Raw genomic sequence first — 25,253 nt, 5'->3', positions numbered from 1 at the left:
GGAGTAATCCGTCGCGTCGTGGAGGGTGCGGATCGCCTGCGGACCTCCGCCCGGGCCGGTTCAGCCGGCGTCGCGCGAGGTCACGGTGAAGCGGGCCCCGAAGGGGTCGGCGAGCACCGCCTCCACGGAACCGATGCCCTGCTGGTGCGCGCTGCCGCCGTGGGCGCGGGCCGCGCGGGCGCAGGCCTCGACGTCGTCCACCGCGAAGTGGACCTGCCAGTGCGGGCGCACGGTGGGATCGGGCGCCGACTCCACCGCCCCGGAGTAGATCCGGGCCACCACGTCGTCCCCGCTGCGCAGCACGACCTCGTTGCCCTCGTAGTGCACCTCGCAGCCCCCGGGGGACGCCGACGCCCAGCGCAGCACCTCGCCGTAGAAGATGGCCGCGTCGAAGGCGTCCCGGGTGTGCAGGCGCACGTACGACGGCGCCGCGGTACGCCAGCGCTCCCAGCCGGCCACCAGACGGCCCTCCCAGATCCCGAAGACCGCGCCGTCGCGGTCCGCCAGCAGAGCCGCCCGGCCCGGCGGCAGGGAGATGGGGCCGACGGCGGTGGTGCCACCGCGCTCCTGGCTGCGCGCGACCGTCTCGTCCGCGGAGCCCACGGCGAAGTAGGGGATCCAGGCGACCGCCGTCCGCGCCACGAAGTCGACCTCGGAGACCCCGGCCACCGGGATGCCGTTCACCCGGGCGACGCGGTAGCCGTCACCCATCCTGGTGCCCGCTGACCAGTTCCAGCCGAGGACCGCCGTGTAGAAGTCCTGGGCGGCCTTCAGGTCGGGCGTGCTGAGGCTGACCCAGCACGGTGCTCCCGACACGGATCCGCTGGTGACGACATCGGGGGTGAGTGTTCCATCGCTCTGCATCGAGTGACCGTCCTGACGTCTGGCCGGCAGCGGCCGCGGGAGGTGCCGGGTCCTCGCCGAGGACCGGCGTACAGCGCACCGGCCGTCGGCGGCCCTCCGGGTCGGAGGGCCCCCGACGGCGTCGTCGGCACGCGTGGGACCGCTGTCCCATCGGCTCCAGCATCCCCCGGCTCGGCGCTCCGCGCACGACGCGGGTGTCAGCCGCGCGGTCGCTCCAGGGTGAGGAGCAGGCCCTCCACGGCGCCGGGGCCTATGCGGCCCTTGACGTCCGCGGAGGTGATCGCCTTGAGCGCCCAGCCGTCCTCGGCGTGCTTGTTCAGCACCTTCTCCAGCTTGCCGCTGTCCAGCGCGTCGCCGATCAGCGACTCACGGAACGTGACGACCTTGTACTCGTAGGCAGAGGGGTTGCTCATGGCTTGGGTGCTCTCCCGGACGGTGGACGACATGATCGAACCCACCCAACCATCGATCGCGGGCCCGGCACAGGGACGAATGGGACGCTCCCGCGGACCGGTGCCCCGGGCGCCGGTCCGCGGCCCACGAGAGGCGGGCAGGGCGCCGTGAGGCCGGCACCGCCGGCGCGGGCCGGAGCGCAGACCGCGCGGGCGGGACACCCGTCGGCACGACGGCGTCACGGCGCGGACGGTGCTTCGGGCCCGGCCCGCTCACCGGAACACGTCGTCCGACTCCTCCCAGAGCGACGGCTCGGTGGGCGCGGACCTCCGCGGCACCCGCGACGACGTCTGGTACATCGCCTCGATCTCGGCGGCGTACCGCTCGGCGATCGCGTCCCGGCGCAGCTTCAGCGACGGCGTCAGCAGACCGTTGGACAGGTCGAACGGCTCGGGCAGCACCCGGAAGACCCGGATGGACTCGGAGCGGGAGACCGTGCTGTTGGCCGCGGCCACCGCCCGCCGGACCTCCTCCCGCAACTCGTTCTCCTCCCGCGCGTCCCGGGCCGTCGACTCCCGGCCCGCCCGCGACGCCCGCCAGTGCGTCACGAACTCCGGGTCCAGGGTGATGAGCGCGCCCACGCAGGGCCTGTTGTCGCCGACGACGACCGCCTGGTGGATGAGCGGGTGGGCGCGCAGCAGCTCCTCCAGGGCCGAGGGCGCCACGCTCTTGCCGCCGCTGGTGATGATGATGTCCTTCTTGCGGCCGGTGATGGTCACATAGCCCTCGGCGTCGATCCGGCCGACGTCCCCGGTGGCCAGCCACCCGTCGCGGAACGTGGCGCGGGTCGCCTCGGGGTCGTTGACGTACCCCTGGAAGACGGAGGGGCCCCACACCAGGATCTCGCCGTCGTGGTCCACCCGGATCTCGGTGCCGGGGTGCGCGCGTCCGACCGTGCCGAACTTCTCCCGCCCCACCGGCTGCGCCGTGACGCCGCCGCTGGTCTCGGTGAGCCCGTAGCCGTCGTGCACGACGATGCCGATCCCGGCGAAGAACAGGGCGAGTTCACGGTTGAGCGGCGAGCCGCCCGACACCGCGCCGCAGACCCGGCCGCCGAGGGTGGCGCGCAGCCTCCGGTACACCGTCCGCTCGTAGAGCGAGTGCTGGAGGCGCAGGTCCAGCCCGGGGCCGGCCCCGGAGCCCAGCCGCAGCTGCTCCTCCGCCCGGGCGAAGTCCCGGGCGGTGCGCGCGGCCCGCTCGAACAGGGCGCCGCGGCCCGCCCGCTGGGCCCCCCGGAGGAAGTTCTTGTAGATCTTCTCGAACACGTACGGGACGGCGTACACGTAGGTCGGCCGGAAGGAGAGCATCGCCTCGGACAGCGACTCCTCCCGCAGATCCGGTTCGTGCCCCATGAGGATGCCGCCGCGCAGGCAGATCCCCTGGACCATCAGCCCGTACGCGTGGGAGAACGGCAGGAAGGCGAGGACGGCCGGCTGCTCGCCGGGCGGGGCCGCGGTGTGCCGCCAGCCTTCCAGCACCGTGTCGCAGGGGCTCGCCAGTCCGCGGTGGGACAGCGCACAGCCCCGGGGAGGCCCGGTGGTGCCGGAGGTGTAGGCGACGACCGCCGTGGAGTCGGGCAGCACGATCCGGCGCAGCGAGTCGACGGCCGACACCGGTATGGTCTGCCCCCGCTCCGCGAGGCGGTCGAGCGCGCCGGCGTCCACCTGCCAGACGTGGCGCAGGAAGGGCAGGGCCGCGCAGGCGGAGCCGACGGTCATGATCCCCGCCTCGTCCTCCACCACCACACCGACGCAGCGCGCGTCCTTCAGGATCCAGGCGACCTGGTCGTGCGACGCGGTGGGGTGCACCGGCACGATCTCGGCGCCCACCGACCACAGTGCGTAGGCCAGCACCGTCCACTCGTAGCGGGTGCGCGACATGATGGCCACCCGGTCCCCGGGCCGGATGCCGGAGCGGACGAATCCGCGGGCCACGTCGACGACCTCGTCCCACAGTTCGGCCGCCGTCACCGGTGTCCAGTCGCCGGCGGAGCCCACCGGCCGCCGGGCCAGCTGCTCCAGGCCGGGCGTGTCCCGCGCGGCGGTGTAGAGGCTGTCGGCGAGTCCCCCCTGCTGGTGCGCGGCCGGCGCCGGGGAAAGGTGGGACTGGTGCATTCGCCGCTCCGGAGTTCTCCTCGACAGGACCTCACCCCCTGAGGCCCCGATGCCGAGGGTTCCCGAATGTAGCCCACACGGGCGGGGGGCCGGGACCCGTTCCGGCAGCCGAAACGCATTCTCCTCCACGGGACTTCACCCCGCGGCGGGGTAGCGCCCGGGTGAACCGTTCGCCGTTCACCCTTTCGGGGAGGGCCCTCGGGCTGCCAGACTCCCCGGGTGCCCGACTTCGACATGCTTGTCATCGGATCCGGCCCCGGCGGCCAGAAGGCCGCCATAGCGGCGGCCAAGCTCGGCCGCCGGGTCGCCGTCATCGACCGCCCCGACATGGTCGGAGGGGTCTCCATCCACACCGGGACGATCCCCTCCAAGACACTGAGGGAGGCCGTCATCTATCTCAGCGGCCTCAGCCAGCGCGACCTGTACGGCCAGAGCTACCGGCTGAAGGAGAACATCACGGTCGCGGACCTGACCGCGCGCACCCGGCACGTCGTGGGCCGCGAGGTCGACGTGATCCGCGCGGGTGACCTGCGCGGTCTGGGCCCTGCTCCGCGAGGAGAGATCGGGGAAGCCGGCGCCCACCGCTTCGTACAGGGGCGCACGAAGGCTTGCCACCGTCGCTCACCTTGAACTGCGGACGCCACGGCAAGGGCCGCCCGCCACAGGGGGAGTAGCGGACGGCTCGCAGGTCACCCCAGGGGGACGGCCGCGTACGTTTCCCACTCGTACATCTCGTTGTCCCGGTGCAGGACGATCAGTTCAGCGCTGGAGATGCGGGCGCGAGCGGGCACCAGGTCCAGGCCGTCGAGGACCTGAGCCACCGGCGCAGCAGGCCCGTCGCCCGCGCTGTACGCGACCGACACGTGCGGGGTGAACCCGTCGGCCTTCTCCGGTACTTCGTCGAGGACGTCGCCGATGGCCGCGCGGAGCGTGTCACGGACACCGCGCACCGGATCGTCCGGATGAGCGTGGAGCAGGATCGCCTCCGGGTCGAGGGCGGCCGGCCCGATCTCGATGTCGAAGGCGGACACCGCGGCGAGCCGGGTCCGGGCGGCTTCGACGATGGCGTCCACGTCCTTCTCGTTGGCCCCGCCGACGAAGCCGATGCCCTGCATCGTCATGTGGAGCCACTGGTCGGGTATCGGCGTGAGCGCGTCCCCGAGGGGTGCCAGCGCGGCCCGGTACTCGGCGGCCAGGCGGTGCACGTCGGTCTGCTCGCCGAAGGTGAGATGCCAGGTGTAGAAGCGGCGGCCGACACTCCACCCGGGTCGCCACCACCAGTGATTGCGCATGAACGCGATGTCGGGAGTTGTCATCCCGAGATCAAATCAGGCGGCTCCCTGTCCTGGCGAGGGTGCGAGCTGCCGGGGGGCCGCGTCCAGGCAGAAATCTTCGATCGCTGCGCGCAGGCCTGCTGTTGCGGCGCCGGTCTGGCGGCCGAGGCCCGAGGTGAGTTCGTGAAGGCGCCGGGTGACCGGGGTGAGGCGGTGGTCCGGTGAGAGGGCGAGGACGGGCGCGAGGGCCTCCAGGGCGCCTTCCGGCTCGCCCGTGGCGAGGTGGGCGGACGCCTTGCTGATGTGGATCTGGGCTTCTGTGCCGTAGGCGCGCACGGTCTGCCTCGACATCAGGTCGAGCGCGTTGTCCGCGGCCCGCAGGGCCTTGGCCGGTTCGCCGATGCGGAGGTGCACGGCTGCCGAGTAGTTCTCCTGCCGGGCGGGCTGGCAGGAGAAGATCCCGCCGACGTCGTCCGCGTCGAGGGGCGAGTCGCGCAGCGCCTCGGCCCGGCTCAGGGCTTCGACGGCCTCGTCGTGCGCGCCGAGCTGCGACCAGGCGTCTGCCTCCTGGCAGGCGAGGAGAACGCTGACCGTGCCGCCGGGTCGGCAGGTCGCGCCGCGGCGGGCGTACGCGATCGCCTCGCGGAGACGGCCGTCCCAGAAGCACACCTTGGACCGGGTCGACAGCACCCACGCCCGCAGGTCGTTGTGCCCGGCGAGTTCGGCGCACAGCCACGCCGTACGGCCTTGGGTGTCTGCGTCGCGGAGCTGGCCGAGATCGCTGGACATCCAGGCGAGGAGCCCGCACAGGTACCCGGCCGCGACGTACAGGTCCGCGGACTGCCGCGGGTACTGGTGCCCCTCCAGGAGCGTGAACGTGCGGTCTCGCAGGTGCCGGGTCCGGTTGAAGAGCACGATGGGGTCCGACGTCAGGTAGTCGGTAGCCAGCGCCCGGGTCTCCGCCATGAGCTGTTCGAGGGCGATGTCCCCGACGTTCGAGGCCTCCGCCCACTGGGCCCACGTCGCGGACTCGTCGGCGGCCAGGCGCACGAGGTCGGGCCCGGACGGCGCCGCGACGGCGGCCGGGACCGCGACGGGCTGTGGCTCGGGTGCCGGCGGCGCCTGCGTCAGCGCGCACACGTCCGCGTCCGGGAGCTCCTGGCGGTCGTGCAGGTCGAGGAGATCGGCGGGGCGGCAGTCGTAGGCGGCGGCCATCGCGAACAGCACTGCCGTGCTCGGGCGCCGGGCTGAGGGCCCGGGCCACTTCTCCCACTTCCCGACGAGTGATGCGTCCGCAGCGACGGCATCGCCGGGGTGGCCGGTGCTGGCCTGGGTGATGCGGTCGGCCGCCGTCTGGAGTGTCCAGCCGCGTGCGTGGCGCCAGGCCTCGCGCGGGCGCATCCGGTAGCGGGTCCGCATCTCGACGGCGATGTCCGCGGCGGTGCAGCCTGCGGCGGTCATCTGGTGGCGAAGGGCATTCCGGTCAGCCTTCGATCCGGGGATGTTGGGCGCGTTCATCGGCAACTCCCTGAGCAAGTTCGCGAACTCACGGTAGCGGCGCTGTCGCCCAATCGGCCGGCGAGCGCTCAGATTTCGCGCCAACGAGCGCCCAACGATTCGTCCAGCATTCGCAGTTGTTGCAGCTCACAGACAAGAGGAGCGTCCAAGAAAGTTGGGCACGGCTGCCCGTGACGCCACGTGGCCGAGGCGGAACCGTAGAGGCACGACAACACCACCCCCGGGGGCACCCACATGACAACTGGCCAGAGAACACGCTCGGGCGCTGACGCATCGCACGGTCGCCACGAGCCGGCGGCGATCGGCGCCGAGCCCAGCGCCGTCCCCGTGGACGTGCTCGTGATGCGGCAGACGATCGCACTGGTCCTGCCCGCCGAGGACGAACTGCCTCTCGGGCTTGACCTGGACACCCTGATCGAGACGCTCCGAGGTCACATGGAGCTGATCGTCCCCGAGGCCGAGACCAAGGCGCTCGCCCTGCACGCGGACGACGTCCCCCGCTACTGCGCGCTCGCCTGCGTGGGGGAGGCCAACGGCAAGCTCCGCGCACGGGCCGGATCGGGGGCCTACGCGTCCCTGGTCATCGCCCGGAGACTTGCCCGCTCGCTGGCTGCACTCTGCGACCACTACGAGACGCTCACCGGTATGCCGATCTGCCTCGTGTGCGACTGGGCGATCCACCGCAGCGACAGCGTCCCGTATGACCGGTTCAGCAACTCGGGCGGCGCCGTCACGAGTCACATCCACGCAGCCTGCGCCAACCCGGTCGGGCCGCCCCTGAAGCGCGCCCCCTGCCCCTGCTGAGGGGCCCCACGGCGGCCGTTCGGGTCAGGGCCGCACCCACAGACCCCGCCGCGTCGAGGACTCGGAAGCCTCGGCCCGGCGGGGCCCCCGCCCCGTCGCGGGCCCCGGAAGAGCCTCGGCGGGGCGGGACACAGGCCGGCACGACATCGGAAGGAACCCCCCAATGACCATCCCGCTGGACCAGCCCGCCGCCACTCGCACCCGGGACCCTCGCGAGCTTCTGAACGCCGTCGCCCCGCACATCACCGAACTCACGCTCAACGTGTTCGACTCCGGTATGAGCCTCTGGGACCGCGAGGTGGCCCTGCTCCTGCGAGACAACACCATGGTCCGCAACATGGCCGAGCGCATCCTCGGCCAAGCCGTGGCCTACACCCTGTGCTCCATCGAGAACCCCGACGTCCACCTCGGCGTCGGCAAGCTCGTCGACATCGGTGTCCATCAGCTCATCCTCGACACCCCCGTCTGGTGGGGCCTCTGCCGCCTCTACAACGGCGGCGCCTTCAAGCACCACGCGCCGTTCATCGAACGCCGGACCGACGGTCTGTGCCTGCGCACCGCCGACTTCATGCGCTTCCAGGGCTGGGACGTCGACGAGGAGCTGTGGGCCATCGACGGCGCGAACTGCTCGCCGTGCGACAACAAGGCTCCCGACAGCCACTGAGGCCGCCCGGCCGCTACAGTCGCCTCCGTCCTCACGGCTCCCCGAGGGCGGGGGCTCCCGCATCCCCACCACGAGAGGAACGCCCGTGCCCGTGCCGCACGACATCCCAGCCGAGACGGAGCTGTGGAACACCTACGCCGAGTCCGTGTTGAAGAACAGCGACCCGCCGTCGTTCTGCTGGACCCAGTACTCCGGCCACGGCCCGGGGACCGAACTCCTCGGCGCCCCGGAGGCGGTCCTGGAGATCGGGTGCGGCACCGGCCGGGCCGCAGCCCACCTCGCCGAGCAGGGCGTCAAGGTGACGGGCGTCGACCTGTCGCCGCTCATGGCCCAGCGCGCGGCCGAGCGGTGGTCGCCACTCGGAGTGCGGATCGAACAGGGCGAGATCCTCGACTGGCTGAGGGCAGACGAGGGCCGCTACGACGCGGTCTACAGCATCTTCGGCGCGGCCTGGTTCACCGACCCGCGCCGCCTGTTCCCCCTTGTGCGCGAGCACCTGGCGCCCGGCGGCGTTTTCGTCTTCTCCCAGCCGCCGGCCATCCCCGGCGCGTACGGACCGCAGGGCATGTACAAGGGAGGCTTCGCGGGGAAGGCGATGTTCACCTACCGCTACAGCTACCGGCCGGCGGTGTGGCGGCGCCTGCTGCTCTCCGCCGGGTTCCGGGAGGCCGAGGTCTGGGAGGTCGAGGCGCCGACGCCGGGTCACATCGGCACGCAACTCGTGCGTGCTCAGGCCGCGTGACGGTATCGTCCACTGCTTCGGCACCGGGGCGACCGAGCTCATCCACATCGGCCAGTCCGTGATGGGCTGCGGCGGCACGGTCGACTACCTGGTCGACGCGGTGTTCAACTACCCCACCCTCGCGGAGTCCTACAAGGTCGCCGCTCTCGACGCCACCAACAAGATCCGCCAGATCGAACGCCTTCTGGACTGACCGCGCCCCGCGGCGGCCGTCCCCGCGGCGGCCGCCGGTGTCAGGACAGCGGGATGGTCACCTCGTCCTCGACCGGCGGATCGATCTCGTGGTCGAGGGTGCCGGTGGCGGAGTGGCAGCGCACGTGGACCGAGGACGGCGTCACGTCCAGCCGCAGGAAGCTCTTGAAGAACGGCGGGCTGTACGTCGCCGAACCCGGCGAGAACAGCTGGGTGTACGTCTTGCGCACCGGAAGCCGGAAGCGGGAGCTCCGGTCGGGACGCCGGCCGGCGCCGAGGAGGGAGGCGACCAGACGGATCCGCCGGGTGACCCGGACGGGCTCCGTCTGCGATCGGGTCGGCGGGATGCCCAGCCGCTCGGCGATCACCGCCGTCGCCTCGGCCTCGGTCAGCGTGAAGAAGCGGGGCATCCGCAGCCGGCGTCCGTACAGGCCGCTGTAGAACGCCAGCGAGTCGCCGCGCAGCGGGTAGCAGCGGAACTCCTCCTCCGTCACGCCGCCCACGCCGACCCGGGGCACGGTGTGCGTGGCGTGCATGAAGGCCCCGCCGCCACCGGCGACGATGTACTGGAGCGTCCGCCCGTCCGGCAACCGCACCGGGTACCGCTGGTAGTTGTGGATGTCGCCGCCGATCGCGGCGACGTAGCGGTGCGCGGGGTCGCGGACGATCTCGTCGACCGTGCCGCCGCCCTCGACGGCGCACGGGCGGTGCTCACCGTCCACGTACAGCGGGGAGCCGGTCACCAGGATCTTGGGCCGCTCGCCGCGCGACACCTCGCGCAGCCACCGCCCCTGCTCCGCGTCGATCGTGCCGAGCAGCCCGGTGTCGATGCCGACGATCCGCACCGGTCCGGCGTCGATGGCCCAGTAGGGACCCGGCTGCACCGCCTGCTGTGCGGGCTCGGGGCGCAACGCCTGTGCCGCGGCGAGGCGTTGCTCGTCGGTCGGGCCGGGGGAGTGCCACAGCAGCGAGCGGAACCAGGCGCGGGTCAGCGGACGCGGCCGGGCCTCCGGCGCCAGCGGCGGCGCCCCGCAGAACACGCGCATGAAGCCCTGGAGGCCCTCGTACCAGTCGTGGTTGCCCGGTATCGCGTAGAGGGCAGCCGGGTAGTCGCGGTAGGGGCGGAAGAACTTGGTCCCGTAGTCGCCGGTGCTGCCCACCGGATAGATCACGTCGCTGGCGATCACCGCGAAGTCCGTCCCCCGGCCGGCCTTCAGGAAGCCCGGCACGACGGCGTACTGCGGGTCGTCGCCCTCGCCGGTGTCGCCGATCACCATGAAGGAGAAGCGGTCCGCGTCCCCGCGCCGGATCACCGCGTCCGCGGGCGCGCCCGCGGCCACCCGCTGCTCCACCCAGCGGCTCCGGGTCCGGCCGGTCGGATCGCCGAACCAGGAGGCGAGCACACCGTTGCGGGCCGGCCACAGCGTCCTCGGGTCGAGCCAGGAGAGTTTCTCCACCCGGTCGGGCATCAGCCTTTTGTACGTGCCGAGTTGAGAGTTCCCCCAGCCGGCGCCTGCTGCTGTGTCGCGTGAGGAGTGAGCCACGGGTGCACGGTAACAACCGATGATCCGCGCCCCCGGGGCAGGGGCGCGGGAGCCGTCCGGCGCGGTCGGCAGCGGGCGCGCCGGATGCGCGAACGCGCCGCACCGGAGGGCTGCCCCGGGCCGCATGGGGCGGCGCGGACACGGCACGACGGCCCGTCACTCCCCTGTGGTGACGGGCCGTCGGCCGTGTCCGGGGCGTGCCGCACCGCGTCGCGGCCCGCCCCGGTCCGCTCCGCGCTGCACCGGCGGCGGCCGGTCCCGCGCGGAAGCGGTTGCCGCTCCTTATGGCACACGCCCGCGCCCGTGCACCAGGTCTTTCGACACTGCTCGAATCGGCCGGCCGCCCCTGCCCCGGCGAGGACACCGCACGGGACATGCACGAGTGCCGCAACGCCCGGCAGCTCGGGGCGCTGATCGGCGGCCTGCTGCCGGTCTGACCCTCCGACGCACCGTATCGGCCGGTTCGTTCAGGAGGTGAGCAGCCTGCGCAGCCAGTCGACACGGGCGGCGCGCGCGGTCCGGGACAGCGCGGTGTGCGGGGCGAACGCGTCGAAGCCGTGGAATCCGCCGGGCCACACGTGCAGTTCGGCGACGCCGCCGGCCTGCCAGATCCGCGCGGCGTACCCGACGACCTCGTCGCGGAACGTCTCCGCGGAGCCGACGTCGAGGAAGGCCGGCGGCAGCCCGGAGAGGTCGGTGGCCCGCGCGGGAGCGGCGTAGGCGGGGACGTCCGGGCCGCCGCGGGCGTCGCCCAGCACGGCGGTCCAGGCCCTCTCGTTGGCCTTGCGGTCCCACGCGCCGACGCCCGCCATCTGGTGGGCGGACGGCGTGTCGTTGCGGTCGTCGAGCATCGGGTACATGAGGACCTGGCCGATCGGCCGCGGGCCGCCGCGGTCCCGGCTGAGCAGGGCGAGCGCGGCGGTCAGCCCGCCGCCCGCGCTGGCTCCCGCGACGATGATCCGCTCCGGATCGCCGCCGAACTCCGCCGCGTGCCGGGCCGTCCACAGCAGTCCGGCGTACACGTCCTCCACGCCGGCCGGATAGGGGTGGTCGGGTGCGAGCCGGTACTCCACGGACACCACCACGGCGTCCAGCTCCCGCGCCCACTCCAGCACGACCTCCACCCCGGCCCGGTTGGTGCCGAGGACCATGCCGCCCCCGTGGGCGTGGTAGATCACCGGGCGGGGCCCGTTGCGCGCCGGCGCGGTGGGCGAGACGACGAGCAGTGCGACGTCGGGGGCGCCGTCGGGGCCCGGAGCGGTCCGGTCCGCGGTCACGAAGGCTCCGCCGCCGGTGAGGTCGGCGGCCGGGACCGCGAGCTCCGGCGCGGCCCGCAGGGCGGCGATCTCCTCCGGGCTCGGCCCGGACGGCGTGGCCGGGCCGGCCGCCGCGAGGGCGGCCGCGAGTTCGGCGTCGAACGGGGGCGGTACCAGCAGCATGACGTCTCCTCGTGCCGAGCCGGCGGCTCGTCCGACCATGATCGGCGCCGCCCGTCCGGAGCGGGAGCCGCCGTGTGGCGGAACCTGCCCCCGACCGGTCGCCGCATGCCCGCGCCGCCGCTCCCGTGCGGAGGGGGAGCGGCGGCGCGGGCAGGACGCGCGGCTCCGGCGGGGCGCGCCCGGGCCGCGGAGGGCCGGGCGGGCCGTGTCCCGCCGGTGGGTTCTCCCCGACTCCCCGGCAGGGCGGTTGTCCACCCGGTGTCGCGTACGGGGTGCGGGGGAGCGGGGGTGCGCGCTGAGGGATGCGCGGGGGCCGGCGGCCCGCCGCGGCGACGCCCGGGGGCGGCACCGCGACGGACCGGCGGGCGGCGGGTCAGCCGTCGATGCGGTGGGTGGACCAGAAGGACGTCAGGTCCGTGCTCGTGGCGGCCTGCGCCGCCGCCTTGAACTCGGCCGTGGTCGAGACGCCGTACCAGTGCGCCGCGGCGTAGTCCTTCAGGAGCTTGGCCATGGCGGTGTCACCGATGAGGCGCCGCAGGTCGTGCAGGGCGCACTTGCCGTAGCCGTAGACGACGGTGGAGTAGCGCGAGGAATGCGCGTCCCAGTACGCCATCGAGTTGGTGATCTTCTCCGCGGACGAGGCCCAGGAGACGTTGTTCCAGCAGCCGGAGCCGGTCTTGTTCTGCGCCAGGTCGGTGGCGTAGTCCGTGAACGACTCGTCCAGCCACGGGCTGGTGTACTCGTCGTCGCCGACGATCCCGTAGAACCACTGGTGGGCGATCTCGTGGGTCAGGGCCGTGGTGCTGACCAGGTCGAGGACGAATCCGGGGTACTCCATGCCGCCGAACCAGAAGTTGTTGTCGATCACCGCGTCCAGCTCGCCGTAGGGGTAGGCCCCGAAGCGCGCCGCGTGGGCGTCCACCGCCGACTTGGCGGTGGTCAGCATCGACTGGGCGCTGCTGGAGCTGATGCCCGAGACGGAGTAGACGTTCACGGCCGTGCCGGCGGGGGAGGTGCCCGAGATCTTGCTGAACGGGCCCGCCGCCCAGGCGAAGTCGCGCACCTTGGAGGCCGTGGCGGTGGTGACGGTGCGGCCGCTGGAGCCGGGGGTGTCGACGGAGGTGCCGGTGGCCGGGACGAGCAGGCCCGTCGGGTGGTCCAGGGTCACCTTGAAGTCGGCGGCCAGCGAGTAGAAGGACTCGCCGTTGTTCGTGTACGGGTCCAGGTGCCAGCCCGCCGCGTCCTTGACGGCGAGGACCGGCAGGGCGTTGCCGATGAAGCTGAAGGCGCCGTCGTGGCCGAAGCGGTCGGCGCCGCTCGGCACGGTGATGCCCAGGTCGAAGCCGATCGTGGTGCTCTGGCCCTGCGCCAGCGGGGACGGCAGCGTGATCTTCAGGGCCGTGCAGGCGACCGAGAGCGTGCCCGCGGTGCCGCCGGTGACGTTGGTGACGGTGATGGGCGGCGCCGAGCACGAGCCGTGGTAGTTGTCCCAGAGCCTCAGGTACACCTCGCCGAGCGGGGTGGCGGAGGCGTTGGTGAAGGTCGCGCTCTCGTGGCCGGTCCAGACGGTGCCCGCGGTGTTGCTGCTGAGGCTGACCGTGTAGGCGGGCGCGGCCGGGGTCCGGGCGGAGTCGGCGGGCGGGGCGGTGTCGCCCGAGGTGTTCAGGGCGATGTCGTCGAGGACGAAACTCGTCTGGAGGCTGTAGTCCTCGGCGCCGGTGAAGGAGAGGGTCACGGTCTGGCCGGCGAACGCCGACACGTCGAACGTCTTCAGGCCGTACCCGGACGCCTTGTCGAGGTTCGAGTAGGTGGCCAGGGTGGTCCCGCCGATCTTGGCGGTGAGCTTGTCGTAGGCGGTCGAGGAGGTCGTCTCGGACGTGTCGATGTGCAGCCAGAAGGTCAGGCTGGCGCTGTCGCACCCCGACGGGATCGTCACGCTCTGCGAGAGCGTGTCCGTGTGGGTGCTGCCGACGCCGTCGAGCCAGGCGAAGCTGCTGCCGCCGTGGGCGGTCTGCCCTGAGCGGCTCGTGATCACGCTCGTGGACGACTGCGTCCAGGGCGATGTTCCGCTCTCGAAGCCGCCGTTGGCGACGACCTGGGCCGGAGTGCAGGCGGCTGCCGCGGCCGGGGCCGTGCGCGGGGCCGCCGCCGCGGGGGTGCCGGGGAGGCAGAAGGCGGCCAGGGCGGCGACGGCGAGAACGCGTGCCGCGAGGGCCTTGCGGGGGGTTGGTCTCACACGAAACTCCTTTGAGGCGGCCGGATTCCGGCCTGCTCGGTGGCCGTCCGCGACGACTGGGGTGCGTCGGGTGGACGGCCGCGGGCCGCGCGCGGGTGCGCGCGATCGCTTGGTGAGATGTCCGCCCGTCGCCCCGGGGTCGGGACGACGGCTTCAGGCAGAGTGGCAGATTTGACCGAGACATGCCATCAAAGTGCGGAAAAGGAGGTGGTTGCGTGCGGCCGTCCTGCGGGCGCCACTGGCGCCCGACCGTGATCCGCGCAGGTGCGGCCCCCGGCCGCCTGAACGATGCGCCGGTCGCGGCCGATGTGTACGACCGGGGCGGCTGAGCGGTGACGCCGCGGGCGCCGGCGGGCGGGTCAGGGCTGCGGCATCCGCAGGGCCGGGGTCAACAGGCGCCAGGGATTGGGCAGGTCGCCCGTGACCGGGCAGGCGACCGCCGCGCCGCGCTCCCGCGCGGTGCGCACGGCGAGCGGCACCAGCGCCTCGGGAACGCCGTAGACCAGATGGCAGAAGCGCTCGGGGGGAAACCGCGCGGTCCACCCCGGTCTGCCGAACGCCCCGACGTACGTGGACCAGTGGCCCTCGAACGTGACGAGCAGGTCCGCCAGGCGCGCGTAGCCCGGCGCGGGATGCACCCCCGGATTGAGGGCCACGAACTCCGCGCCCGGCCCGCGCACGCTCCGCACCAGGCTCCGGAAGCCGCGCAGCGCCCCGGGGGCGGAGGCCGCCCGGTCCAGGAAGCAGCCCTGGGTGCCGTACCACTCGTGGTGGCGCCGGACCTCCTCCACCACGTCCCCCGGGTCGCGGGTGCCGTAGTCGGTGTCGACGTAGCCGAGCAGCCGGGCGCCCGCCGCCCGCAGCGCGCCGGCCGCCGCGGCGAACGCCGGGTCCGGACCGGCGCCCGGCCCGTCGGCCGGATTGACGACGACCCCGCAGGTACGGCCCGCCGCGGTGATCAGCCGGTGCCAGGCCCCCGGGTCCTCGCTCGGGTGCACGTACAGCGGGATCAGCAGGCTCACCGCGCGCCGCCGCTCTCGACCCGGCAGGCCGGGTCGGTCCGCGACACGTCCGCCCACAAGTCGCCCAGCGAGGCGTCGAGATCCAGCAGGGGACGCCAGTCGAGGGCCTGTCCGGCGGCGGTGACGTCGGAGCACTGCCAGGACACCGCGCCCGACCGCTCGGACCCCCCGCCGCTCTCCTCGACGCGGCCCCGGAACCCGGCCGCGCGGACGAGCCCGCCCACCACCTCCCGTACCGGAACCGCCCGGCCCGCACCGATGTTGAGGACGCGGGGCAGCGGTCCCGGCGCCGTCGCCGCCGCGACCGCCGCCCGCGCGACGTCCCGGACGTCCACGAAGTCCCGGTAGGCCGACAGGTCGCCGAGGCGGATCACCGCGTCCCGGTCCGCCCCGGCCCCGCGCAGCAGCCGTGCGATCCGGCCCGGCAGGCCGGCCGCCGGGGCACCCGGTCCCACCGGGTTGCCCACCCGCAGGACCACCGCGTCCAGCACCGACGTGGCGACGGCGACGGTGCCGGCGAGCTTGGTCGCCCCGTAGCAGCCGACGGGGCGGGTGGGCGCCGCCTCCGTGACGGCGGACCCGCGGACCCCCGGACCGTACTCGGCGGCCGACCCCAGATGGACGAGCCGCGCGGCCGGCGCCGCCTCGCCCAGCGCCGCGCAGAGCAGGGCGGGACCGCGCGCGTTCACCTCGGCGAGGGTCACGGCGTCGCCACCGGTCGCCCCGGCGCAGTTGATCACGGCGTCGGGCGCCGCTCCGGTCAGTGTCGCCGCCAGCCGCTCCCGGCTGTCGCCGGCCAGGTCGACGCGGAACTCCAGGCCGGGCGAGCGCCCGCCGCCGAGCACCCGCACGCCCGGCAGGGCGCGCAGGTGCTCGGCGACATGGCCGCCCAGATAGCCGGTGGGGCCCAGGACGAGAATGCGCATACGGCGGTCAGGCTCCCTTGAGCAGCAGCGACTTGCGCGTGGTGAACTCGGCGTTCGCCCGGTCGTAGTCGTCCGGGCGCCCGATGTCGAGCCAGTACCCGTCGAACGCGTAGGCGTACGGCTCCCGCCCGCTGCGCAGCAGGTCCAGGACCAGCTCGTCGAAGCCCAGCGGCAGGCCCGGGGTGTAGTGGTCGAGCGTGGACCGCGACAGGCCGTACACGCCCATCGAGACGCGGTAGTCCATGCTCGGCTTCTCCGTGAACGCCACCACTTTGCTGTCGGCCGTGGTCAGCACCCCGAAGTCGATGTGCACCTTGCGCGCGTAGGTCGCGATGGTGAGCGGCGCGCCCGAACTCCGGTGCCGGCGCAGTACGTCGCCGAAGTCGAGGTCGGTGAGCACGTCACCGTTCATCACCAGGAACGACTCCGGGAGCCGCTCGCGCATGGTGAGCAGCGGGCCCATGGTGCCCAGGGGGCTGTCCTCCGTCGCGTAGTCGACGGCCAGTCCCCACTGGGAGCCGTCCCCGACATAGGCGCGGATGATCTCGCCGAGATGGCCTATCGCGATGGTGCAGCCGGTGAATCCGGCCGCGGCGAGCTGGCGGAGCACGATCTCCAGGATCGCGTGCTGGTCGCCGATGGGCACGAGCGGTTTGGGCAGTGCGGTCGTGTAGGGCCGCAGCCGGACGCCCTTGCCTCCCGCGAGAATCACTGCGTGCACGGGGCTCCTCCTTCGTGGTCGTGCCGGACGGGTCAGATGTTGTAGATGCCGGTCTTGTAGCGGGCGAGGTTCGCCGGGTCGCGGAAGAACTCCACGGTGTGCGCGAGCCCTTGGTCGAGCCGGTGGCCGGGACTCCAGCCGGTCGCCTCGGCGAGCCGGCTCGCGTCCGCCACCAGCCGCATCACCTCGGAGTTGGCCGGCCGGATGCGCTGCGCGTCCTCGCGCACGTCGAGGGCGGTGTCCATCACCTTGCCGATCAGCGCGACCAGGTCGCCGACGGAGATCTCCCCGCCGGTACCGGCGTTGAAGGTGCGGCCCACCACCCGCTCGGCGGGCGCGGTGCCCACCGCGAGGAACGCTTGCGCGGTGTCCCGCACGAAGGTGAAGTCGCGGGTGGGCCGCAGGTCGCCGAGGGTGATGGTGCGTTCGCCGGCGGCCACCTGGCCGATGACGGTCGGGATGACCGCGCGCATCGACTGCCGCGGCCCGAAGGTGTTGAACGGCCGCAGGGTGACCACCGGGGTGCCGAAACTCGCGTGGTAGCCGTCCGCGAGCCGGTCCCCGCCCGCCTTCGAAGCGGCGTACGGGGACTGCGTGTTGATCGGGTGGTCCTCGGTGATCGGCACGGTCTGGGCGGTGCCGTACGTCTCGCTGGTGGAGGTGTGCACCAGCCGTGGCGTGCCGAGGGCACGCACGGCCTCCAGCACGTTGAGGGTGCCGGTGACGTTGGTGTCCACGTAACTGTGCGGCGCACGGTAGGAGTACGGGATCGCGATGAGCGCGGCCAGGTGGTAGACGCAGTCCGCCCCCTCGGCGAGGCCCCGGACCGAGCCCGGGTCGCGGACGTCGCCGAGCACGATCTCGACGTGCTCCAGGACGTCCGGGCTCAGGGTCTCCAGCCAGCCGTACGAGGAGAAGGAGTTGTACTGGGCCATCGCTCTCACCCGGTGTCCGGAGGCGACCAGCGCCTCGGTGAGGTGGGAGCCGATGAAACCCTCGGCTCCGGTGACGGCGGCGAGCGGTGCGGAGGTCAACTCGAATGTCCTTCCGGTCGGTTGCTCGTGCGGTGCGACGGTCTTTCCGGTGCGTGGTGCGTGGTGCGTGGTGCTCGGAGGCGGCGCGCGGAGGCCGGGCCGGCGCGGGCGGGTGGTCAGGCGTGCGGGGCGGGCCGGCCCAGCAGCCTTATGGCGCAGGCCGACAGGAGCAGGGCGGCGGCGCCGCAGGACAGCGAGAGCGCGAGGGCGGTCGGCGGCCAGCCGGACACCTCTGCCGCGGCGGCCCCGCCGGCCGCGGCCAGGCAGACCCCGGCCGGCGGCCAGGCCACGCCGAACGCCTGGAGCAGCAGCGCGGTCCACAAGGTGGCCGCGAGCAGCAGCAGGGGAACCGGTTCCGCCCCGGTCAGCAGGGCGGCGGGCAGCAGCGGCAGCACGTAGAGGACGAGACAGAGGCCGAGAATGCCGGCCGAACGCAGCAGGAAGCCGGCCGGCGTCGCGGTCGCCCGCAGGGCCGCGACCGACATCCCGCGGTACCGGTACAGCAGCCACTCCGCCGGTCCCATGCTGACCGTCAGCGCGATCACGGCGCAGGGGTGCCGGCGGCCCTCCAGCAGGACCAGGACGCCCGCGGCCAGCCCGAACAGGCCGTAGGGCAGGGACTTTGGCAGTGCGGGACGGCGGGCGCCGGGGACGGGGCCGTCGCCCGGCGCGGCCCGCAGCGACCGTCCCGCCGCCGCGACCGTGCCGAGCACGGACAGCAGCGGCAGGGCGAGCCGCAGCACGTCCCCCGGTTCCCACCAGGGCAGCACGGCGGCGCCCGCGGCGAGCGGGGTGAGCGCGGCCAGCAGCAGCCGCTCCCTGCCCAGCACCAGCAGCACGCCCGCCGCCGCGAGGTACACGGACTGCACCGCCGCCACGGCGACCGCCGCGGCGGAGCCGGCTAGCAGCGATCCCGCCCCGGTCGCGGCGAGCGCGCCGAGCGGTGCCCCCTTCAGCAGCGTCCGTCCGGCCTCCGCCCTGCCGGTCGCCATCCTCAGGTAGGCCCGGTGGCCGAGGGCCTGGCCCCACGCCCAGGAGACCAGCCCCGCCACCACCAGGACGTCGAGGTCGCCACCGGCCCGCCACAGCCGTCCGGTGAGCAGGTAGGCGAGCCCGGGCAGCGCGAACAGGACGCCGCGCAGCGCGCAGCGCACGTGATCGGGGCGCCACGGGTCGGGGGGCGGCGCCGGTTCGGGGAAGGTGCGCGGGACCCGCTCGTACAGGGCGGAGGCGAGCGAGAACAGGCTCCGGTGCCCGTACCGCTCCCGGATGACCTCGGCGGTCAGCCCCTCCGACTCCAGCAGCGCGGCCACCTCGTAGGGGTGGACGGCCGGGCCGATCCCGTCGGCCAGTTCCGCGGCGAGCCGGTCGACCGCGTCCGTGGGGCCGCCGCGGCCCGGGCCCGTCGAGCCCTGCGGGTCGCCGGCGACCCGCAGGAACAGGGTGTCCTCGGCGCCCGCCGGGCCGAGGGCCATCGGCCCGCTCATCCGGCCAGGCTCCTCGGTCTCGAGGTGTCCTCGGCGGCCGTCACGACCCGCGCCGGCACGGGCCCGCCCGCCGTACCGGGGACGTACCGGCCCGGTGCCGACAGTTCCCGGTAGATGGACCGGAAGGTGTCGACGGTCTGGCGGAGCGTGAACTGCTCGATGACCCGCAGCCGGGCCGCCTCGCCCATCGCCCGCCGGCGTGGTGGATCGCCGAGCAGTTCCAGGGCGGCGGAGGCCATCGCCTCCGGGTCGCGCGGCGGGACGACGAGCCCGCTGTCGCCGACGGCCTCGCGTACTCCGCCCACATCGGTGGACACGGTGGCCCGACCGCACGACATGGCCTCGATCAGTGTGAAGGGGAACCCCTCGCTGATGCTGGAGAGCATCACGACGTTGCCCGCGGCGTACGCGTCCTTGATGTCGTCGACCCGGCCCTCGAAGGTGACGGCCTCACCGTGCCCGAGCTCGGTGGCCAGTGCCTCGCAGCGTGCGCGGTAGGCCTCGCCGCCGCGGGGCGTGCCGCCGAACAGCCGCAGGCGCGCCTCGGGCAGCCGCCCGCGGACCACGGCGAAGGCGCGGATCAGGGTCTCCAGGTCCTTGATCGGGTCGACCCGGCCGGCCCAGGACAGGGTGGGCCGGCCGGGCTCCGGTCCTGCGGGCGGGAACGCCGCGGGGTCCACACCGTTGTAGACCGTGCGGATCGCCTCGGCGGCGGCGCCGCCCTGTTCCTCCCACAGCCGGTTGTAGCGGTTGCCGGGGGTGATCAGCGCCGCACGCCGGTACGTCTCCTCGGCGAGCAGCCGGAAGAATCCGAGGACGACGGCCTTCACGGGCCAGCGGTACGGGCCGGTGCGGTAGCCGAGGTAGCGTTCGCGCAGGTAGACGCCGTGTTCGGTCAACAGCAGCGGGACGCCGTGCCGTTCGAGGGCGGCGAGGCCCGGCAGCGCGGCGACGCCGCCGCTCACCGCGTGGGCCACACCGTGCTCGGGCAGCGGCGCGGTCAGCGGGCGGAGCGCGTGCTCCAGCAGCGCGGTCGCGGTCAGCGCGTCGTGCAGGCTGGGCCGGGCCTCGCGAACGGCGAGTCCCGGCCGGTTCCACACGCCGGTCAGGACGCGGATCGCGTGGTCGCCGCGCAGGAACGGGCTGAGCATCCCGTCCGCCGCGGCCCGCGCCATCGCGTACAGCGCTGCGGGGAACCGTTCCTCCGCGCAGGGGTCGAGCAGGGCGGTCAGGAACTGCTCGTAGGCCGCTGTGAGCTGGTTGTGGCGGCGGCCGCGGGGCGGACGGCCCTCGGGCGGCGGGCCCCACATGGGAGCCGGGACGACGTTCCGGACATGAGCGGGGACGTCCCAGACGAGCGGTTCCCGGCCGGTGCCGGTCACGGCGACGACGTCGAAGCCGATGTCGGGCATCCCGCGGACGAGCTGGTCGCACCAGACGCTGACGCCGCCGTGGCTGTGCGGGTAGGTGCCTTCGGTGAGCAGGGTGACGCGCGTGGCGTTGAGGTCACGCGCGCCGCGGGGAACGTGCATCGGTGTGCTCCACGGCCGAGGTGTGGGGTGGTCGTGCCCGTCCCGGCCGCCCAGATGCGGCCGGGACCTTCGGTCGGTTCGCGTGTCAGCGGCCCGGGGTGAGCGGCACCCGGTCGGCGACGCCCGCCGGCACCCGGGTGCGCGGTGTGCCGCTGGTCGCGGGCGGGCGTCCGGCGCGGCCCGCCGTCGCCGGGGCGGGCGTGCTCGACGGCAGGCGGAGCGTGAGCGGGGCGCCGTCCGAGGCGGTCCAGCCCGAGACCGCGCCCGCGTATGCCGTGCCGAACCCGGCGGTGCCGACGGTGGTGCCGGCCGGCATGGTGGCGGTGACGTCGACTCCGTCCGGGGCCTGCACGGTGACCGTGCCGCCGACGCGGTAGCCGCTGACCAGGCCCGCGCCGACGGCCGCCTTCCACGCGGCGCGACGGCCGAGCTCGGCGCCGATGTCCCGCATCCGCAGGTTCACCACCGGGGTGTTGTCCGCGAACAGGGCCCGGTAGCCGTCGAGGATCCCGTCCAGCACCGGGTAGGCGATGCGTTCCTCGGCGAGGTTGGACTGGTGGATGAAGTGCGGCTTGGGGTCGTTGGAGAGCACGTGCCCGAGGTCGATGCGGATCTCCAGCGGCACGATGTGCCCGGCGTAGCCCGTGCTGGTGTCCAGCGGCTCCGGCAGGCAGGTCGAGGTGTCCGGGTGGTCCTCGCAGATGCCGCTGCCGCCCTGGGCGCGGCTGGTGTAGATCCAGTTGTACTCGTCGACCTGTTCGGCCGCCTTGCCCGCGTTGTAGAAGACGTTCATCGGATAGCGGGGGACGGTGACGGCGGGGCCGACCTGGCGCTGCCCCGGCTCACGGGAGTTGTCGGAGCCGAGCCAGCGGATGCCGTTGTCGGCGAGCGCGGGCGCCAGGTTGGGGTTGTCGACGGGCTGCTGCGGCGAGAGCTTCAGGCCGGAGTGCTCGCCGGTGATCAGCTCCTGGTCGTCCAGCGGCAGTCCGGCCGCCTGTCCCCAGGCGCGGTTGGCCGCGATCTCGTCGGAGACGGCGGTCCGCGAGACCCACTTGGTGCTGCCGTCGGGGTTGGTGGCGCACCGCCACGGCAGCACGCTGACGTCCTGCTCGCAGCCGAGGAAGGCGTGCGTGAAGGTGTGGTTGATCCACCGGAACCGGTCGCGGTCGGCGACGAACGTGTCCGCGAGCGGGTCGGCGCCGTTGTTGTCCTCGCGCTGGTCGACGCTGCCGGCGCCGTTGTACGCGAGATCGAGGGTCAGGTGCTGTCTGTTCTGCCAGTCGACCGCGTGGTCGACGTCCGCCGGGGTCATCCGGATCGGGTGGGCGACCCCCTCGCCCTGCGGGCAGTCGACGTCTCCCGGGGTGCAGTTGAGCGTCGTGTCCCAGCGGTCGTCCGCGGCGAAGACGTCGTCGACGTGGACGGCGAAGTAGTTGCGCGACGCGCCCAGGTGCACGCCCTGGGTCATCCATTCCACGATGCCGCGGGCCAGCAGCCGGAACTGCTGCTGGTACTGGTTGTACACGAACGTGACGACCAGCTCGCGGCGCCCGTCGTGCCGGTACTCGCCCACGAGCGACCCCCGGGAGGAGCTCCCGGGAATGGGAGCGTCGACGTACGGGGTGAAGTCGGCCCCCGGGGCGGGTGTCGACAGGTAGGCGTAACTCTCGCCCACGTCGGGGGAGTTGTCCTCGAACGGGACCGCACCGTCGAGATAGCCGAAGGGGCCGGCCCGGCCGGCCGTCGTGAGCTGTGCCGTCACGCCGTCGAGGCTGCCCGCGTAGCCGCCGGCCACCGGGTACCGGAGCCCGGCCTCGGGGCGCGCGTAGGTGTAGGCGTCGACCTGCGGGATCGCGTACGTCTGCTCGTACGCCGCGAGGGCCGCCATCTCGGCGGAGTTCGCCGCGAACGGGTTGTCGTTCGGCAGGACGACGGCCTGGAACCTGGCGCGCGGGGTGCCGTCGACGGTGTCCGCCAGGAACGCCGCGTCGATCACCGGCCGCCCGGACTCGGCGAGGTCCACCTCGGTGTACGGCGTGCCGGCGGCGTCGAGTTCGGCGGCGACGGCCGCGGTCGCGGGTCCGCCGTCGTTCACGATCAGCACCCGCAGGTCGATGCGGGGTGCGACGGGATCGGCGTGGGCCGTGCCGGCGGGTAACGCCAGTGCGGCGATGAGCGCGCCGACGGTGAGCGCGGTCGTGCGAATGGTCCGCTTCATGCGGTGAAGTCCCCTCCCCGGGCAGGGGTGAGTACCGCTCCAATGGAGCCGACCACCCCCTGGCGTGACGCCGCCGCCCCCCTCAGACACCGGTCGTCAACACTCTCGTCGCGTCACATAGTGAGGTCTCTGTGTAGCTTTCGTGCGCCTGCTGCGAAACATGACGGAAAAGAGCAGGTATCCAACGGGCGCTTCTGGAAGGCGAGTTGAAGTCCACGGCGCCGAGATCGCGTGGGCTGCGGCGGGCGCGCCGGGAGCCGCCGCGCCGGGCCCGGCTTGAGGAGAGACCCAACCGGAGGGCCGGGGTCCGGCCGCCGCGGCGCCAGTGGTGCAGACCATCTGTACGGTCCGGCGGGGTGAGCGGTTTCAGGTCACGGTCTCCGCCCGCGGGGCCGGGTGGTCCTCGTGGGCGCGGCGCCGACGGGAAGGGGCGGCCGGCCCGCGCGGGGATGCGCGGTCCGGCCGCCCCGGGCCCGGACGGACGGATCAGGCGCAGAGCACGCGGGTCTCGGGCGTGTACACGGGTCCGCCGCTGGTGCTCGTGCTGTCGCTGAACTCGGCGTAGTAGTACGAGTAGAAGCCGATGTTGCCGTTGCAGCCGGAGTCCGCGGCGACCTGGAGCGTCAGCGTGACGGTGCGGCTCTGGCCGGGCGGGATGGTGGACCCGTAGTTCGGGCCGAGGTTGGTGGGCCCGGTGCCTGCACACGGCACGGCGCCGGCCGTGGTGGCCAGGGTGCAGCCGGTGAAGGCGTACTTCAGATCGGGGCGCTGGGTGGTCAGCCAGGTCGGCTCGATCGTCTGGTAGACGAACCACACGTCGTACGTCTGGTGGTTGGTGATCGTCATCGAGAGGTTCACCGTGCCGCCGGGTGTGGTCGTGGCGGCGTCGGTGGCGAAGGTGAGGTCGGCCGGTGCGGGGTCGGCCGCGCTCGCTGCGGGGGCGAGGCCGAAGAGGGCCAGGCCCAGGGCCAGGACGGAGGTGAGGGCGAAACGTCTCAGCTGTGTTGATCGCATGGCCCGGGAGGCTAGGCAGGCGACGAACGCACCGTCTGCCCCCGCGTGGACACGGAACGTGACCGGCGGCCTGAAGTGGATGCCGCGTGAGGGGTCCGTGGAGACTCCGTGGCGGACGGTGCTCGCAAGCTCGTTTCCCCTGTCACGCCGAGGAGCCCGGCTCCCCGGCGTCGTCCGGGTCCGCCCGGATCGGCGAGGCCGGACGTGCCGACGCTATTGGCGGATACCGTGCGCCGGGTTCGTCCCGCGCGGCGGAATGCGGCGGCGGGTGCGCCGACGGAATCGGCCAAGCCGCCGCGTTCCGGCCGGTCCCAGGGTTTTCCGGGCGGCGCCGGGCACATCCCGTGGGCCGCCCGGGCCGGCGCTCCGCCCTTTCGGCGAACTCGGCGCGTTCTCCCGTGCATGAAGCCGTAGGGGTGGGGCACAAGGACGTCAGCTCGGGATGCTCTCCCCCCCTGGCACTCCCGAGCCCCCGGCCCCGCCCGCGTCCGTCCCCCCCTGGACCGCGAGGCGGGGCCGCAATCTTCTCCGGGGCGAGGTGCCACGGTTTCGACCCGAGGCGTCTCGGTGCGCGACGTCGTCCTTCCGGCCCCGACATCCGGCGTGTCCCGCTGTCCCGGCGGTCGCACTCCTCGGCGTGTCGGTGCGTCCGCGAACGGCGCCCTCCCGGGCCCGGAGCCTCCGAATCGACGCCGCCGTCCGGACCCGGAGCCCCCGAGTCGACGCCGCCGTCCGGACCCGGAGCTCGCGAGTGGACGCCGCCGTCCGGGCTCCGAGCCCGTATCCGGAGTGCGTGTCGTCCGGCGCCGGCGCGACCGGAGGCCGGCCCCGGGGCGTGCGATGCGCAGCCCGCAGCCCGCAGCCCGCACCGCAGCTCGCAGCTGGAGCCCCGCCCCGCTTCACTCAGCCGCGGTCCAACGAGCGGGACTCCGCGCGGTGGTCGTAGGACGCCCAGGCGGTCACCGCCGCCACGGTCGTCACGGCCACGGCGGCCACGCGCAGACCCCCCGACGTCACCAGGGCGGCCACCCCCACGAGACCGGCGCCGACCAGCATGATCACCCGGCTGACGACGTGCTGTCCGGGCGACTGCGGCTCCTCGCGGTCCCTGAGGTCGTGCAGGGCGTCCCGCGCCGGATGGCGCGAGCCGCGCCGCGCCCGGGTCCGGTACTGGAGCCCGTAGCTGATCAGGCAGTACAGCACGAGGGCTCCCAGCGCCCACAGCCATGCCCGCCCGTCGAAGGCGCCACCGCCGTCCAGGTGTGCCAGATGCATGACAAGTCTCCTCCGGGTGGCGCGGGGCCCTGGGCATCCGGATGCCCGGGAACGTCCCGGGCACGCGTGGCCGCGCGGCGCCGGGCGACGCGCGTGCCGCGTCGCCCGGCGGGCAGCGTCGCCACGCTGCGCGACTCGACCGAGCTGCGGGCGCTCTCGGGCCGCGCGGAGACCGCGCGG

At 73.7% G+C, this 25,253-nt stretch carries 22 protein-coding genes and 2 pseudogenes; 7 read left to right on the top strand and 17 right to left on the bottom strand.

Annotation, left to right across the window (positions count from 1 at the left end; translation table 11 throughout):
- Positions 1–60: 60 nt before the first annotated feature.
- The 3 genes from ACGFS9_RS18345 to ACGFS9_RS18335 all read right to left on the bottom strand — a co-directional run bounded on the left by ACGFS9_RS18345 (position 61) and on the right by ACGFS9_RS18335 (position 3,431).
- Positions 61–864: a VOC family protein gene (locus tag ACGFS9_RS18345; protein ID WP_393254334.1), complete on the bottom strand. Its 804-nt coding sequence runs from the start codon at positions 862–864 to the stop codon at positions 61–63.
- Positions 865–1,061: 197 nt separating this feature from the next.
- Positions 1,062–1,277, bottom strand: coding sequence for a DUF4177 domain-containing protein (locus tag ACGFS9_RS18340; protein ID WP_393254333.1), 216 nt, complete (start codon positions 1,275–1,277; stop codon positions 1,062–1,064).
- Between the two features lie 252 nt (positions 1,278–1,529).
- Positions 1,530–3,431 (bottom strand): AMP-dependent synthetase/ligase, encoded by a 1,902-nt coding sequence (locus ACGFS9_RS18335; protein ID WP_393254331.1) that lies wholly within the window; start codon positions 3,429–3,431, stop codon positions 1,530–1,532.
- A 219-nt stretch (positions 3,432–3,650) separates the two neighbouring features.
- On the opposite strand from ACGFS9_RS18335, the pseudogene ACGFS9_RS18330 reads away from it, so the two are divergent.
- Positions 3,651–4,040: pseudogene (locus tag ACGFS9_RS18330) on the top strand (FAD-dependent oxidoreductase); the annotation flags it as partial.
- 80 nt (positions 4,041–4,120) lie between these two features.
- On the opposite strand, the gene ACGFS9_RS18325 reads toward ACGFS9_RS18330, so the two are convergent.
- Both ACGFS9_RS18325 and ACGFS9_RS18320 read right to left on the bottom strand, forming a co-directional pair.
- Entirely contained in the window at positions 4,121–4,723 is a 603-nt protein-coding gene (locus tag ACGFS9_RS18325; protein WP_393254383.1) for a 2'-5' RNA ligase family protein, read from the bottom strand.
- A gap of 36 nt (positions 4,724–4,759) precedes the next feature.
- Complete coding sequence (locus tag ACGFS9_RS18320) at positions 4,760–6,223, bottom strand: XRE family transcriptional regulator (RefSeq protein WP_393254329.1); 1,464 nt, start codon at positions 6,221–6,223, stop codon at positions 4,760–4,762.
- A 234-nt stretch (positions 6,224–6,457) separates the two neighbouring features.
- Between ACGFS9_RS18320 and ACGFS9_RS18315 the strand changes: the two genes are divergently transcribed.
- The 4 genes and pseudogenes from ACGFS9_RS18315 to ACGFS9_RS18300 all read left to right on the top strand — a co-directional run.
- Positions 6,458–7,027 (top strand): DUF6415 family natural product biosynthesis protein, encoded by a 570-nt coding sequence (locus ACGFS9_RS18315; protein ID WP_393254327.1) that lies wholly within the window; start codon positions 6,458–6,460, stop codon positions 7,025–7,027.
- Positions 7,028–7,190: 163 nt separating this feature from the next.
- Entirely contained in the window at positions 7,191–7,691 is a 501-nt protein-coding gene (locus ACGFS9_RS18310) for a hypothetical protein (RefSeq protein WP_393254326.1), read from the top strand.
- 85 nt (positions 7,692–7,776) lie between these two features.
- Positions 7,777–8,433 carry a class I SAM-dependent DNA methyltransferase gene (locus ACGFS9_RS18305; protein WP_393254325.1) on the top strand — a complete coding sequence of 219 codons (657 nt, stop codon included), beginning with the start codon at positions 7,777–7,779 and terminating at the stop codon, positions 8,431–8,433.
- 7 nt (positions 8,434–8,440) lie between these two features.
- Positions 8,441–8,626, top strand: a pseudogene (locus ACGFS9_RS18300) (Si-specific NAD(P)(+) transhydrogenase); the annotation flags it as partial.
- Positions 8,627–8,666: 40 nt separating this feature from the next.
- On the opposite strand, the gene ACGFS9_RS18295 reads toward ACGFS9_RS18300, so the two are convergent.
- A complete protein-coding gene (locus ACGFS9_RS18295; RefSeq protein WP_393254324.1) occupies positions 8,667–10,169 on the bottom strand; it encodes a metallophosphoesterase in 1,503 nt (500 codons plus the stop codon).
- 284 nt (positions 10,170–10,453) lie between these two features.
- Here ACGFS9_RS18295 and ACGFS9_RS18290 point away from each other — a divergent pair, with 284 nt between their 5' ends.
- Positions 10,454–10,606 carry a hypothetical protein gene (locus ACGFS9_RS18290; RefSeq protein ID WP_393254322.1) on the top strand — a complete coding sequence of 51 codons (153 nt, stop codon included), beginning with the start codon at positions 10,454–10,456 and terminating at the stop codon, positions 10,604–10,606.
- Positions 10,607–10,636: 30 nt separating this feature from the next.
- Here the strand turns inward: ACGFS9_RS18290 and ACGFS9_RS18285 are convergent, their stop codons facing one another.
- From ACGFS9_RS18285 to ACGFS9_RS18235, 11 genes are all read right to left on the bottom strand, one after another.
- On the bottom strand, positions 10,637–11,608 hold the full coding sequence (locus ACGFS9_RS18285) for an alpha/beta hydrolase (RefSeq protein WP_393254321.1): 972 nt from the start codon (positions 11,606–11,608) through the stop codon (positions 10,637–10,639).
- Positions 11,609–11,981: 373 nt separating this feature from the next.
- Positions 11,982–13,844 (bottom strand): M1 family aminopeptidase, encoded by a 1,863-nt coding sequence (locus tag ACGFS9_RS18280; protein WP_393254319.1) that lies wholly within the window; start codon positions 13,842–13,844, stop codon positions 11,982–11,984.
- Between the two features lie 359 nt (positions 13,845–14,203).
- Positions 14,204–14,866: a spherulation-specific family 4 protein gene (locus ACGFS9_RS18275; protein ID WP_393254317.1), complete on the bottom strand. Its 663-nt coding sequence runs from the start codon at positions 14,864–14,866 to the stop codon at positions 14,204–14,206.
- Positions 14,863–15,792, bottom strand: coding sequence for an NAD-dependent epimerase/dehydratase family protein (locus tag ACGFS9_RS18270; protein WP_393254315.1), 930 nt, complete (start codon positions 15,790–15,792; stop codon positions 14,863–14,865). Before ACGFS9_RS18270 ends, ACGFS9_RS18275 begins: the two co-directional genes overlap by 4 nt.
- Positions 15,793–15,799: 7 nt before the next feature.
- Positions 15,800–16,513, bottom strand: coding sequence for a sugar phosphate nucleotidyltransferase (locus tag ACGFS9_RS18265; protein ID WP_393254313.1), 714 nt, complete (start codon positions 16,511–16,513; stop codon positions 15,800–15,802).
- 32 nt (positions 16,514–16,545) lie between these two features.
- Positions 16,546–17,547, bottom strand: coding sequence for a GDP-mannose 4,6-dehydratase (locus ACGFS9_RS18260; protein WP_393254311.1), 1,002 nt, complete (start codon positions 17,545–17,547; stop codon positions 16,546–16,548).
- Between the two features lie 116 nt (positions 17,548–17,663).
- Complete coding sequence (locus ACGFS9_RS18255; protein WP_393254309.1) at positions 17,664–19,034, bottom strand: hypothetical protein; 1,371 nt, start codon at positions 19,032–19,034, stop codon at positions 17,664–17,666.
- A complete protein-coding gene (gene pelF, locus ACGFS9_RS18250; RefSeq protein WP_393254308.1) occupies positions 19,031–20,566 on the bottom strand; it encodes a GT4 family glycosyltransferase PelF in 1,536 nt (511 codons plus the stop codon). The genes ACGFS9_RS18255 and pelF overlap by 4 nt, the downstream gene beginning before the upstream one ends.
- Positions 20,567–20,651: 85 nt before the next feature.
- Entirely contained in the window at positions 20,652–22,784 is a 2,133-nt protein-coding gene (locus ACGFS9_RS18245) for a hypothetical protein (protein WP_393254307.1), read from the bottom strand.
- A gap of 486 nt (positions 22,785–23,270) precedes the next feature.
- A complete protein-coding gene (locus tag ACGFS9_RS18240) occupies positions 23,271–23,798 on the bottom strand; it encodes a hypothetical protein (protein ID WP_393254305.1) in 528 nt (175 codons plus the stop codon).
- Positions 23,799–24,701: 903 nt separating this feature from the next.
- On the bottom strand, positions 24,702–25,073 hold the full coding sequence (locus tag ACGFS9_RS18235) for a hypothetical protein (protein WP_393254303.1): 372 nt from the start codon (positions 25,071–25,073) through the stop codon (positions 24,702–24,704).
- On the opposite strand from ACGFS9_RS18235, the gene ACGFS9_RS18230 reads away from it, so the two are divergent.
- On the top strand, positions 25,068–25,253 hold a 186-nt coding region (locus ACGFS9_RS18230), incomplete at its 3' end, for a hypothetical protein (RefSeq protein ID WP_393254301.1). The two genes, ACGFS9_RS18235 and ACGFS9_RS18230, sit on opposite strands and share 6 nt — an antisense overlap.

The organism is Streptomyces sp. NPDC048566 (assembly GCF_043199735.1).
In the GTDB taxonomy this organism is placed as follows: domain Bacteria; phylum Actinomycetota; class Actinomycetes; order Streptomycetales; family Streptomycetaceae; genus Streptomyces.
Note: the sequence above shows the minus strand (reverse complement) of the source record. Positions and strands in the feature narration are given on the sequence as shown.

What these genes read in the sequence shown, in the direction of transcription:
- ACGFS9_RS18345 (WP_393254334.1), bottom strand. Translation starts at nt 864, where the DNA reads ATGCAGAGCGATGGAACACTCACCCCCGATGTCGTCACCAGCGGATCC.
- ACGFS9_RS18340 (WP_393254333.1), bottom strand. Translation starts at nt 1,277, where the DNA reads ATGAGCAACCCCTCTGCCTACGAGTACAAGGTCGTCACGTTCCGTGAG.
- ACGFS9_RS18335 (WP_393254331.1), bottom strand. Translation starts at nt 3,431, where the DNA reads ATGCACCAGTCCCACCTTTCCCCGGCGCCGGCCGCGCACCAGCAGGGG.
- ACGFS9_RS18325 (WP_393254383.1), bottom strand. Translation starts at nt 4,723, where the DNA reads ATGCGCAATCACTGGTGGTGGCGACCCGGGTGGAGTGTCGGCCGCCGC.
- ACGFS9_RS18320 (WP_393254329.1), bottom strand. Translation starts at nt 6,223, where the DNA reads ATGAACGCGCCCAACATCCCCGGATCGAAGGCTGACCGGAATGCCCTT.
- ACGFS9_RS18315 (WP_393254327.1), top strand. Translation starts at nt 6,458, where the DNA reads ATGACAACTGGCCAGAGAACACGCTCGGGCGCTGACGCATCGCACGGT.
- ACGFS9_RS18310 (WP_393254326.1), top strand. Translation starts at nt 7,191, where the DNA reads ATGACCATCCCGCTGGACCAGCCCGCCGCCACTCGCACCCGGGACCCT.
- ACGFS9_RS18290 (WP_393254322.1), top strand. Translation starts at nt 10,454, where the DNA reads ATGGCACACGCCCGCGCCCGTGCACCAGGTCTTTCGACACTGCTCGAA.
- ACGFS9_RS18285 (WP_393254321.1), bottom strand. Translation starts at nt 11,608, where the DNA reads ATGCTGCTGGTACCGCCCCCGTTCGACGCCGAACTCGCGGCCGCCCTC.
- ACGFS9_RS18270 (WP_393254315.1), bottom strand. Translation starts at nt 15,792, where the DNA reads ATGCGCATTCTCGTCCTGGGCCCCACCGGCTATCTGGGCGGCCATGTC.
- ACGFS9_RS18255 (WP_393254309.1), bottom strand. Translation starts at nt 19,034, where the DNA reads ATGAGCGGGCCGATGGCCCTCGGCCCGGCGGGCGCCGAGGACACCCTG.
- pelF (WP_393254308.1), bottom strand. Translation starts at nt 20,566, where the DNA reads ATGCACGTTCCCCGCGGCGCGCGTGACCTCAACGCCACGCGCGTCACC.
- ACGFS9_RS18245 (WP_393254307.1), bottom strand. Translation starts at nt 22,784, where the DNA reads ATGAAGCGGACCATTCGCACGACCGCGCTCACCGTCGGCGCGCTCATC.
- ACGFS9_RS18240 (WP_393254305.1), bottom strand. Translation starts at nt 23,798, where the DNA reads ATGCGATCAACACAGCTGAGACGTTTCGCCCTCACCTCCGTCCTGGCC.
- ACGFS9_RS18235 (WP_393254303.1), bottom strand. Translation starts at nt 25,073, where the DNA reads ATGCATCTGGCACACCTGGACGGCGGTGGCGCCTTCGACGGGCGGGCA.